General features: G+C 38.6%; 11 protein-coding genes. 10 read left to right on the top strand and 1 reads right to left on the bottom strand.

Features of this window, described 5'->3' with window-relative positions:
• Nucleotides 1–239: 239 nt before the first annotated feature.
• From BLP54_RS16100 to BLP54_RS09360, 5 genes are all read left to right on the top strand, one after another.
• Nucleotides 240–1,346, top strand: coding sequence for a GNAT family N-acetyltransferase (locus BLP54_RS16100; protein WP_242870676.1), 1,107 nt, complete (start codon nt 240–242; stop codon nt 1,344–1,346).
• A 554-nt stretch (nt 1,347–1,900) separates the two neighbouring features.
• Entirely contained in the window at nt 1,901–2,698 is a 798-nt protein-coding gene (locus BLP54_RS09375; RefSeq protein ID WP_143002011.1) for a PDDEXK family nuclease, read from the top strand.
• A 91-nt stretch (nt 2,699–2,789) separates the two neighbouring features.
• Entirely contained in the window at nt 2,790–3,272 is a 483-nt protein-coding gene (locus tag BLP54_RS09370) for a GNAT family N-acetyltransferase (RefSeq protein ID WP_090169081.1), read from the top strand.
• A gap of 248 nt (nt 3,273–3,520) precedes the next feature.
• A complete protein-coding gene (locus BLP54_RS09365; protein ID WP_090169079.1) occupies nt 3,521–5,908 on the top strand; it encodes a response regulator in 2,388 nt (795 codons plus the stop codon).
• A complete protein-coding gene (locus BLP54_RS09360) occupies nt 5,901–7,277 on the top strand; it encodes an ABC transporter substrate-binding protein (RefSeq protein WP_090169077.1) in 1,377 nt (458 codons plus the stop codon). Before BLP54_RS09365 ends, BLP54_RS09360 begins: the two co-directional genes overlap by 8 nt.
• Nucleotides 7,278–7,283: 6 nt before the next feature.
• On the opposite strand, the gene BLP54_RS09355 is transcribed toward BLP54_RS09360, so the two are convergent.
• Nucleotides 7,284–7,865: an Hpt domain-containing protein gene (locus BLP54_RS09355; protein WP_090169075.1), complete on the bottom strand. Its 582-nt coding sequence runs from the start codon at nt 7,863–7,865 to the stop codon at nt 7,284–7,286.
• 123 nt (nt 7,866–7,988) lie between these two features.
• On the opposite strand from BLP54_RS09355, the gene BLP54_RS09350 reads away from it, so the two are divergent.
• From BLP54_RS09350 to BLP54_RS09335, 5 genes are all read left to right on the top strand, one after another.
• On the top strand, nt 7,989–9,023 hold the full coding sequence (locus tag BLP54_RS09350) for an HD domain-containing phosphohydrolase (protein WP_090169073.1): 1,035 nt from the start codon (nt 7,989–7,991) through the stop codon (nt 9,021–9,023).
• A gap of 1 nt (nt 9,024) precedes the next feature.
• Nucleotides 9,025–9,183 (top strand): hypothetical protein, encoded by a 159-nt coding sequence (locus BLP54_RS16095; RefSeq protein ID WP_242870675.1) that lies wholly within the window; start codon nt 9,025–9,027, stop codon nt 9,181–9,183.
• The gene (locus BLP54_RS09345; protein ID WP_242870674.1) at nt 9,147–9,899 is read left to right on the top strand and encodes an aldose 1-epimerase family protein; all 753 of its coding nucleotides are present in this window, start codon (nt 9,147–9,149) and stop codon (nt 9,897–9,899) included. The genes BLP54_RS16095 and BLP54_RS09345 overlap by 37 nt, the downstream gene beginning before the upstream one ends.
• An 83-nt stretch (nt 9,900–9,982) precedes the next feature.
• A complete protein-coding gene (locus tag BLP54_RS09340; protein ID WP_090169070.1) occupies nt 9,983–11,119 on the top strand; it encodes a GGDEF domain-containing protein in 1,137 nt (378 codons plus the stop codon).
• Nucleotides 11,120–11,211: 92 nt separating this feature from the next.
• Complete coding sequence (locus BLP54_RS09335) at nt 11,212–11,556, top strand: helix-turn-helix domain-containing protein (protein WP_090169068.1); 345 nt, start codon at nt 11,212–11,214, stop codon at nt 11,554–11,556.
• The last annotated feature ends 65 nt before the right edge of the window (nt 11,557–11,621 follow it).

Below are 11,621 nucleotides of genomic sequence, written 5' to 3'. Positions count from 1 at the left end.
CCAATAAACTTTATACTGAGAAAAACGTGACAATTATTTAGTTTTGTGGTACAAATAAATAGTCGTGCTATGAATGTATAGTTCGTAGCACGGCTTTTTTAATGAAATAACAAATTGGAGGAAAATGAAATGGTTATGTTTTTAAGATTAAGAAATATCTAACAGCATGAAACTTATTGAATAGTTTCATGCTTCGATCAACTCGAAACTAAAAAACTATTTATATAAGGAGAATCGAAATGATATTTCAGGACAATATAATAAAAGAGTATTTAAGAAACGTTTACTTTATTACAGGTACACCTTGCGGAGGCAAGACAACAGTTTCAAAAGCACTTGGCGAGAAGTTTGGTATTCCAGTTTTTGATATTGATGAGCATTTTCCAGTTCATCAGGCTTTATCAGACAAAGAGCATCAGCCAAACATGAATAAAAGATTTGGAAGTGCAGATGAGTTCTTTGGCAGGAAGCCAGAGGAGTACAGGCAGTGGTTACTTGATAACACAAGGGAGCAGTTGGATTTTGTTCTATTGGATCTTATAAGATTATCTCAGAATGGGCCTGTTATTTGTGATTGCCATTTGACACTAGATCAGGCAAAGAAATTAACTGATCCATCAAGGATAGCATTTATGCTTCGAGAGCCTGTTGATATAGTTGATGAGTATTGCAATAGACCAGACCATCAGGGCTTTAAGGAATTTATAGAAAGTACTACTAATCCTGAGGCGGCAAAAGCAAATTGTAATGAAACCCTATGTTCTTTGAATGCCAGTCCTTATAATTCCATCAAAAACAGCGATTACTTCTGGCTTGAGCGTGACGAAAACAGAACTGTTGAGGAAACAGCGAATCTTGTTGCTAAGCATTTCGGATGGTGTTTACCTGAGGACTTTGAGATACAAAAGGTTGATAAAGGTACACCGCTGGCAGAAGATTTATTGAAGTTTATTGAGGGATGTTCATGGATTGAAGTAAAGGAGCATATCGCGAACCTTGTGAGAAACTGGGAGTTTTCTGATTGGGAGACAATGTTTGTAGCAAAGGTCAAAGGCAATATAATCGGAATGACCTCTGTCATGAAAGAGGATTATTATCCTTTGCCAGAACTATATCCTTGGGTATCCTGTGTGTTTGTGACAGAAGAATTCCGTGGACACAGAATAAGTGGAAAGCTGATAGATTATGCCAATGAGTATCTGAAGGAGCAGGGATTCACAAGAAGTTATATTCCTACACCTTGGGAAAACGCTGGATTATACGAACACTTTGGATATTCCTTCGTAAAAGAGATTACTAATTACGGTGGCGATGATGATTTCTTGTATTCAAAGGAAATAAAGTAAATATGAATCAATTTGAATAGATATCTTCAGGAGAGCCGAGTATTTCGGCTCTCTTTTTTGTTTTGTGGGGATGCAGTCATCATATGACTTGACATTTTATTTCATGCACGTTATATTACTATCTATCGTTTGAAAAGTGATATAGATTTATCACTATCATGGCAAAGCTTTTCATTTCGCCAATTATTCCAAGATGAACTTTTTAGATTTATTTGAGGATTTTGATGTGTTATGCATCCTGTAAGGGATACGTTGCATTTCGGGATGCATACTAAATTTAGGCCATGCATCCCAAAGAAGACAAAATATGATTCAGGATGCATGACTATCAGATTTGATGCATCCTAAATAGATAAAAAGACTTATGGGATGCATTTTCAATCAGAGTAGCCGGGAATAATGATGAAATTAGGGCGAAAAGCCGTAATTTATGCATCCTAAATAGGAAGAATTGATTGCTGGGATGCATAGTCAAAAAATCAAAATTATTTTATGCATCCCAAACGTGTTAAATAACTATTTGGGATGAGTTATGAATGAAAATGGAGGACGAGTTGAGAAATTATAAGAATGAATTAGAGGCACAACTAAAAGAGATTGAATCATTGATAACACTTAACAATAAGAATCTAGCTAGATTAAAGAATCTGCCTGAGTTCGGTGTGAAAGCTTCAACAGTCAGAGGGTGCCATCAGTATTATTTGATAGATAAGGACACTGGCAAGCGCAAATACGCTGGTAAAGAGAAGTTTAAGCTTGTAAAGAAACTAATCCAAAGAGATTATGAGGTTGCAGTAGATAAAAAGTTAGTAAATTTAAGAAATAGACTCGATAGATTTATTTCAAATTATGATATATGTGAAGTTGAAGCTTTGTATGAAAAATTGCCAGATGCTAGAAAGAGTATGGTAATTCCTGTAATGGAACCAGATGATTGTTTTATCAAAAGATGGTATGAAGCACATCCAGGCCAACAGAATACATATCATGAAGATGGAATATATCAAACCAATCGTGGCGATATGGTTAGATCTAAATCCGAAAAGATAATTGCAGATACATTGGAGAAATATAAGATACCATATCAGTATGAACCAATGCTAGAGTTGGGGTACAACACAGTATATCCTGATTTTGTGGCTTTAAATGTTAGAACAAGAAAGACCTTGTATTGGGAGCATTTGGGTATTGTTTCTGACATAGAATATGCAACAAAGAATTTTAAAAAGATACAGAATTACGAGAAGCATGGATACCTTTTAGGCAAAAACTTGATTACTACAATGGAATCAGAGGATATTCCTATTGATGTAAAGCTTGTAGAACGGAAAATAAAGGAATTTTTACTATAGGTCGCCTATGCAACAAACTTAAGATTTAGTATACTAATTCAAAATGCGAACTTAGAAGAATGCCTTGTATTAGATGCGTTTGGAGGGAAAAATGCTAAGACTTGAGAAAATTAACGGAAAAAATGTTTGGGATATATTAAAACTATCAGTAGATGATTCTCAAAAGACTTTTGTAGCAAGTAATGAGATAAGTATCATTGAAGCATACACAGCTATTACAGCCAATGGGTATGCCTATCCATTTGGAATCTATGAGGGGGATACCCCAATAGGATTTTTGATGATTGGATTTGATAAGGATGATTATTGGGAAGATGCACCTGATATTGCCATAGGAAATTACAATTTGTGGCGATTGATGATAGATAAGAATTATCAGCACAAAGGATATGGTAGGCAAGCAGTAAAACTAGCGTTGGATTTTATTAAGACCTATCCATGTGGAGCGGCTGAATATTGCTGGCTATCTTATGAATCGGAGAATCAAATTGCTAAAGAGCTGTATGCATCCTATGGATTTGTTGAGACTGGGGATATGGATGGGGAAGAGCTTATAGCAGTTTTAAAAATATAGAGGGAAGAATATTCCGTCAAAGGTTGGCAAAAATAAGGTGCGGTGGATGTTTGGGGAAGTGTGAGAAGAACATGAACCGCTGGTAGAAACAAAAATTATTATGGTTATGGAGGTATAAGTACTTAAAAACCAAAGGGCTTTAATAACTACACTCCCATCATACTTTTTTAACAATATAAAAATAACTAAATGATAGAATTAATCTGTGTTAGTTTGTATAACGATTTGGAGTTTACAGAGGACGCAGATTGAAGAAACGATATATTTTCATCATTAATATATTGATAGTAGGTTTGATTCTTTTCATTATCCTGAAGTATGCCAACGACAGGGCAGAAGAGTCAAACCGTGCTTCTATTGCGTCTTTTGAGAAAATGACAACCACCACAGAGCAAATCATCGCCAACTATCTGGAGGATGAGCAGCATCTGTGCGACATCTGGTCAAACTATATCAACGGCTCTGCGGAGGCTGGCACTCCTATGACTGTTGAAGAGGCTATTTCCTATATTAGAAAAGCAAAAACATCTCCTGAAATCTCAGGACATCTTATTTATATTGATGACGGGTCAATGGCGGGCATTTCTACCACCGCCAGCTCTACAGACTCGTCTGATTACTCTGTAAAATATTCCCATATTAATATTTTTGATAATCTGGAAATTAGTAATGTGGATGGTGTTGTTAACCTGACCAGGGCATATACAAACCCTTTAAATGGCGTTCAGTCTATCGCATTTTTGAATAATGTGAAGGTTGTGGATGAGGAAACAGGCGACATGCGAGAGGGACTGCTTCTTCGTGTTGTACCTGTAAGTCGTCTGGAGCAGAAGCTTGTGTTTTTGAAGGGTGAATATGAAAAAGTGGAGATATCTCTTATCGATTGGGATGGAGATTATATGATTCACGGAAAATCCTTGAAAAACAGTAATTTATTTGAATATTTTAAATCCTACAACCCTATGACAACTCAGGAATATAACAGGGTGGTGGATTCCATTCGTACTGAGACTGGCTCTATGCATATTCGTAACTCAAAGGATGAAGATAGTGTCATTGCCTATGCTCCTTTAAGTAATCTGGATTACTGGTTCATTGTGGCTTATATTCCTGCAAAAGAGCTGACAGCAAACAGGTCTATTGATTGGATTCTTTTAGGAATTGTATCTTTTGGATTGGTAGTTCTCTTGCACTTTAACCTGGCAATACTCCTTAAATTCAATAGAAAGTTATCGGTGGCTGCGGAGGCTGCAAATCAGGCAAATGAAGCGAAATCCTACTTCCTTTCCACAATGTCCCATGACATCAGAACTCCTATGAATGCCATAATCGGCATGAATGAAATGATTATAAGAGACAGCAAGGATGAGAAGGTCCTTGGTTACTCAGAAAATATAAGGGCTGCCGGAAATACACTTCTTGGAATCATAAACGATATTCTTGATTTCTCCAAGATTGAAGCTGGCAGGATGGAAATCATAAATGTGGACTATAACATTGCGTCTCTCTTAAATGATCTAGTGAACATGGTTCAGCGAAGGGCAGAGGAAAAAGGACTTACCTTCGAGCTTAATGTGGATAAGGACATCCCAAGGCTTCTTCATGGTGATGAAATCAGAATCAAGCAGGTTATCACAAATATCCTTTCAAATGCCGTGAAATATACAAAAGAGGGAAGCGTTATTTTTTCTGTAGCCAGCAGTAAATGCGAGGATGAGCCAGACCAAATTACTTTGCATATAAGCGTAAAGGACACAGGTATAGGAATTAAGAAAGAAGACCGGGACAAGCTGTTTGCAGCCTTTGAGAGAATCGATGAGAAGAAAAATCGTAACATCGAAGGCACTGGACTTGGAATGGCCATAGCCCAAAGCTTTCTTAACATGATGGGCAGCAGGCTTCAGGTGGAAAGTGAATACGGGACGGGCTCCGAGTTTTCTTTTGACCTAAAGCAGAAAGTAGTGGAATGGGAGCCATTGGGAGAATTCGATTTGGCATACAAACACTTCCTCAGCGAGAGGAAACAGTATCAGGTACAGTTTGTGGCTCCGAAGGCACGAATACTGGTGGTGGATGACAATGAGATTAACCTGAAGGTATTTGTAAATCTCCTTAACGAAACGAAAATACAGATTGATACGGCAGATAGTGGAGATGCCTGTATAGCACTTTTTAAGCGCAATTCCTACGACGTGATTTTCCTGGACCATATGATGCCGGAAAAGGATGGTATCGAAACCATAAAGGAAATGAAGGAGTGTACCTACACACCAAATCAGAAAACTCCAGTTATCTGTCTTACCGCAAATGCCATATCAGGCATGCGTGAAACCTACATAAATGCTGGCTTTGACGACTATCTCACAAAGCCTATTGATACAAACAGACTTGAGAACATGCTTCTCACATATTTGCCAAAGGACCTGATTGGTCAGGCGGATGTGGAAGAAGAAAAGCCACCATCTAATACCGTGCAAAGTATCCTTGTGGTGAGCGAAGATGTGGGATTTTTAAAGCGAATTAAAGAACGGCTGACTGACCGTTATAAAGTGGTGGTAGTTAAATCAGAAGAGCAAGCTTTAGCTTATTTACAGAAGCAGGAGGCTATCGATAGTGAAAGGAGCGAACATGAATAAACACATTAAAACAATTCTTTCGATGACACTTATTACAGCACTGATATTTGGAATGACAGGCTGTGGCCAGACTCAGAATCAAAATCAGGGAGAGACAACAGGCCAGAATGAGAGCCAGGATCAAAATCAAAGCGAAAACCAGAGCGAGGAAGTCACCAAAGAGTTTTCTCCAAAATATCCGTCCGATACAGAGTATAAGCTGTCTGTAGCAGGAACCTACTCTAATTTTGAATCCTTGGAAAGTGCCTTTGAACGATTCTACAGTCATTATCCAGAAGGTGAAATCCAGTATACCTATCTGGATGATTACAGCAACACCATAAGGCAAGCCATTGTAGGTCAGGAGCAGCCGGACATATACGTGGTTCAGCCATGGATGTATGGGGATGAGCGCTATGATTGTTTATTCGATAGCGCAGAGGTTCTCTCTGCATCAGAGCTGGAAATCGACTTGGAGTGCATTCGCACAGACCTCAGATGGGAAATGAATAATGGTGAAATCAAAACACTCCCTATTTTTGCTACATCCTACGGAATGCTTGTAAACACAGATATATTTGAAAAAGAGGGACTTGAGGTACCAAAGACCTTTGATGAGTTGAAGGCAACCTGTGAAAAGCTGAAGGCCGCAGGCTACGAATCACCTGTTATGGGAGCCAATACTTCAACTACACCAGGAATAGGCTATGCCTTTGCTTACCCAATGTTCGCAAAGACTGTAAAGGATGACAGAAGCGTAGAGGATGATTTAAATAATCTTGTACCTTCTGCAGGTGAAACAATGCGAGCTGCCCTTACCAGATTAAATGAGCTTGTGAAGTCGGGTTGTATAGATGTGGATAAATGTACAGCAGAGATTGAAGATGATTATAATGCAGTAATTCTGAGATTTTTTGAGGGTGATGTACCTATGATGCTCTGCTCTGGAGATGTTGTCTCTGGAACAAAAAAGCGTGAGAGCAAATCAGAGGCTTTCGAGGCAAATCCTTTCAAGTATGACTTCTATGTAGCACCTTCTGGTGATGAAGGTGGATATTATATGGATTCCATGTCCCTTTTATTCTGTGTTAATAAGAACGGTGCAAACATTGATATGACTAACGAATTTATAAGATTCCTTACAAGTGAAAAGGAACTGGGATTGATGGCTCAAGAAAAGAGACTGATAACACCTACCAAAGATTACTCGCTGGATGAAGTCTATGCTTCACTTTCTGAATTTCCAGAAGAAAGGACTATCAGTTTTAGAGATACGGAAATCCTAGATACAGCGGTAAAACAGTTTAGGGCAGCAGCCTATGCTGTTGTTAACGGGGAAATGACCGTAGATGAGGCAGTAGCAGCCTACGGAACTATAGAGACAAAATAAATCAGCCTATAGGCTATCAAGTATCTGCTTTGACAGTGATTTTGCCTCATCATAATCAAGATTAGAAACCAGCTTATCTAAATCTTCAAGTTTGCTAGACAGCGCCTCATCGCAATCATAGGTGAAAAGTTGTTTTGTGGCTTCTTCAGCAGCACCAAGGTCAAACTCATCTAAAGCTGAAATAAGCTTTTCTAAAATATTAGAAATGGCAACCCTGTCAAAGTCGGTTTTTTTGCCTGCAACCCTTGAAGCAAATGGCTCAAGATATGGCTTTAAAGCCCTAAAAGATTTTAAAACATCTGGAGTAAGCTTTTCGATTTGCTCCAGATTGTTATCTTTGCCAAGTTTTTCAAGGGTAAAAAATTCCTCTCCAAGCTCCATGGCTCCAATCATGCGACAGGTGGTCTTGAGAGAGTGAACTTGGATGGTGTAATTATGTACATCCTTCCTAGCAAGGTAAGCTTCTACCATGTCACATTTTTCATCCATGAGCTTATAGACATCACCAAGAAGCTCTGTGAAAAGTGCTTCAGAGCCAGAGTTTTTAATAGCTGTTTCTGTTTCAACACCTGGAATATTAATGTTCATTGAAAGGTTCCTCCGTGGGCTGTTTCAATGTCGTGTTCATTTTGAGTATACCACTGTTAAGTTGAAGCATAAACGGTTTTACGATATGATTTATGGATAGGAATTGTTCTTCTGGAGGTGAAAATGATTCCACATATTATAGTTGTTGATGATGACCCTATAATTTTAAAAAACGCATGGAACACCCTCACCCGTGTTGGGCTTAAGGTAGTTGCGCTCAAATCCGGAAAGGCTCTTTTTGAATACATAAAGGATAATCCTGCTCCGGATCTCATCCTGATGGATATAAGTATGCCTGAAATGGATGGATATGAGGCTATCAAACAGCTCAAAAAATGTGAGACTGAGTGGCGAAACACCCCAGTAATCTTTTTGACAGCCAATGAGGATGAGGCTGCTGAGACTAAGGGACTATCTCTTGGCGCTATGGATTTTATCAGAAAGCCATTTGTTGAAAGTGTTCCTGTGCTCAGAGTTATACATGCAGTGGAGCTGGTAAGGCTTCAAAGAAATCTTGAGGGCATGGTGGAGGAGAAGACCAGAGAAAATGAGAACCTCTTCTTGCACGTGGTTGAGAGCCTGGCAGATGCAATTGACGCAAAAGACAACTACACAAATGGACATTCCGGAAGAGTGGCAGATTATTCAAAAGAGATAGCCAACAGATACGGTTATGATGAAAAACATCAGGAGAAAATCTTTATGATGGGACTTCTTCATGATGTTGGAAAGATTGGTGTTCCTGATGAAGTAATAAACAAGCCTGGAATGCTTACAGATGAAGAGTTTGCCAAAATAAAAAAGCATCCGGGTATTGGTGCCAAGATACTTAACAATATAAAAGAAATGCCAGAGCTTGCAGCAGGAGCTAAATGGCACCATGAAAGATATGATGGAAAGGGCTACCCAGAGGGACTTTCTGGAGAGGAAATTCCTGAAGAAGCCAGAATCATAGCAGTGGCAGATGCCTACGATGCCATGACCAGCAACCGAAGTTATAGAGGAGCACTTCCTCAGGAAATAGTCAGGGCTGAGATAGAAAAGGGCAAGGGAAGCCAGTGGGATCCCCAGTTTGCAGACATCATGCTCAAAATGATAGATGATGATATAGATTACATCATGAGGGATAATCCTGGTGATGAAATAGAAAGGACATAAAATGAATTACACAATCGAAAACGACAAAATCAAACTTACAGTCTCTGACCACGGAGCAGAAATCAAGTCACTTATTAGAAAGTCAGATAACACAGAGATTATGTGGCAGGCTGACAGTGCCTTTTGGGGACGTACATCACCAGTGCTTTTCCACTTGTAGGAAATTATTATGATAAGAAGTCAGTTTATTCTGGAAAGACCTATGAAATGGGACAGCATGGCTTTGCAAGAGATATGGATTTTGAGTTGATAAAAGAATCAACTGACGAGCTGGAATTTCAGTTAAAGGACTCAGAAGCCAGCAAAATCAAGTATCCTTTTGCATTTATGCTTACACTTAGCTACAGAATCATAGATTCAACCGTAAAGGTTGGCTGGAAGGTAGAAAACACAAATAAAGAGACAATGTATTTCTCTATCGGTGGTCACCCAGCCTTCAACTGTGACCTTGATACCTACACACTTAGATTTGAGAAAAACGGAAATACGAATTCTAAAATTACTGCAAACATCATCGCAGGAGATGGCAGTGGTTGCCTTGGAACTGAAATAAGTACATTCGCACTTGATAACGGCATCTTAAAAATGTCAGATGAGCTTTTCAGTAGAGATGCTCTTATTATCGAGGACCAGCAGTCGGATGCAGTGACACTTGTAAATCCAGAGGGCAAGGATGTTCTTACAGTAGCCTTCACAGCACCACTTTTTGGCGTATGGTCACCAGTTGGCAAGCACGCTCCATTTGTATGCATTGAGCCATGGTATGGTCGTTGCGACAGAGTAGGCTTTAATCAGAAGCTTGAGGAAAGAGAATACGGAAATACGTTATCAGCTGGAGAGACCTTCTCGGTAAATTACGATATTATCCTTAAATAAGTCACAATTTCATAAAATTATGGTGTTAGAATCAGAGAGAAATAATGGGAAACTAGTAGTACTATAACCATGTGGGGGCAAAAATGATTGAAGTACCTGGTTGGGTGATACTAAACTTTTTCACATCGTTTCTTCTGATTCTTCTTTTGATTTTTCAGAACAAAACCTCTAGGTTGCAGAAGGGTAAAAGTTACTCTGCAATTCTTATTTGTACGCTCGTTTTACTATTTTCAGAGTCTATTGGTCGTGTCGGTGAGAACAATCCGGATTCACTTTTGATCCTCGCCAGAGTGGGCTATTTCATAATTTTCATATTGGATCCAGTAGATATTTTGTTTGCTGTTAACTATATCGACTGCTGGATGGATAAGGAAAGCAACGAAGCACGAACCAGCTTTAAAACAGCTTTCCAAGCCTTTGCTTTTATTAATATCGTGTTGGTTACAATGTCTTCTGTTTTACAGTTGGGATGGTTTTTCTATTTCAAAGACGGATTATATTTCCGTGGACAGTTTTTCATGATAAGAGCAGTGTTGATAATGGTCTTTATCATATTGCTCTTGGTGTATACCGTTGTATTTAGAAGTGATTTTATGAGTGAATATAAGAATATGATCCTATTCCTTCCTATATTCTCACTTATAGGAGCGCTGTCGCAGGTTTTCTTTTCAAGTATAGATACAACTTACGCAGGTATTTCGCTAGGATGTCTTATTCTGTTTTTCTTCTTCCAAAGTAATGACGTTAACGTTGATTATCTTACAGGTGTTTTGAATCGACGTGGTCTGGATATACGAATGGAAGAGAAAATAAAATCTAGTCAACAGAATAAAAGAAATTTTGCAGCAATCATGATGGACATTGATAATTTCAAGACTATAAATGATACCTTTGGTCATGATGAAGGCGACAGGGCAATAAAATATATGGCAGATATTCTGTTGAATCTTTTTGGAAAAGAATCTACCATAGCAAGATTTGGTGGCGATGAGTTCTGTGTAATCACAGATAATGTCTCACAAGCAGAGCTGGAAGACTTGATACTTCAGGCAAGAGAAAAGCTAGCAAACATCAGGGATAAACGAAAATGGCATCCCGATGTGGATATAAGCTGTGGCTATGAGATATATAGCTATACCAGTGGATTATCGAGAGAAGAATTTACAGATAATATCGATAATCACATGTATGAGCAAAAACAATTGCATCACGGGATGTAAATTAACAGAAAACTTATTGTGAGTATTATTCCAATAGAGTATAATTATCGTATAAACGATAATGAGGTTAATGTGGTGGGGAGGTACCAAGGATGATAATTAGCGAAAGAATTTTCAAGATTATGGAAGAGAAGGGCATGACTCAGCTTGAGTTCTCTGCTGGCACAGGAATCGCCCAAAGTACGATTAGTGATTGGAAAAGAAAGAAGACTAATCCTTCAGCTGAAAAGATAATGGCAATCTGCGACGTTCTTGATGTTTCACCTTTTGAAATCCTGCAGGACACTATTCCTGGAAAGGGTGCCGGAGATGTTGACTTTGTCATCGCCAGCAAGGGTACAGGAGAGTATGAAGTTGTTAAAAAGCTGGAGAAGCTTAACAAGAAGACTAAAGCAGAAGTCGTTGATTATGTTAAGAAGGTAAAGAATAAAAAATAAAATTTAGCGGTGTAAAACTAAAATTATTCGGTTTTCAACCTCCCAAGATTCTAGTATAGTATTCT

This window comes from Pseudobutyrivibrio sp. 49 (assembly GCF_900100545.1).
Taxonomy (GTDB): domain Bacteria; phylum Bacillota; class Clostridia; order Lachnospirales; family Lachnospiraceae; genus Pseudobutyrivibrio.
This window is presented reverse-complemented; position numbering and strand designations above follow the sequence as displayed.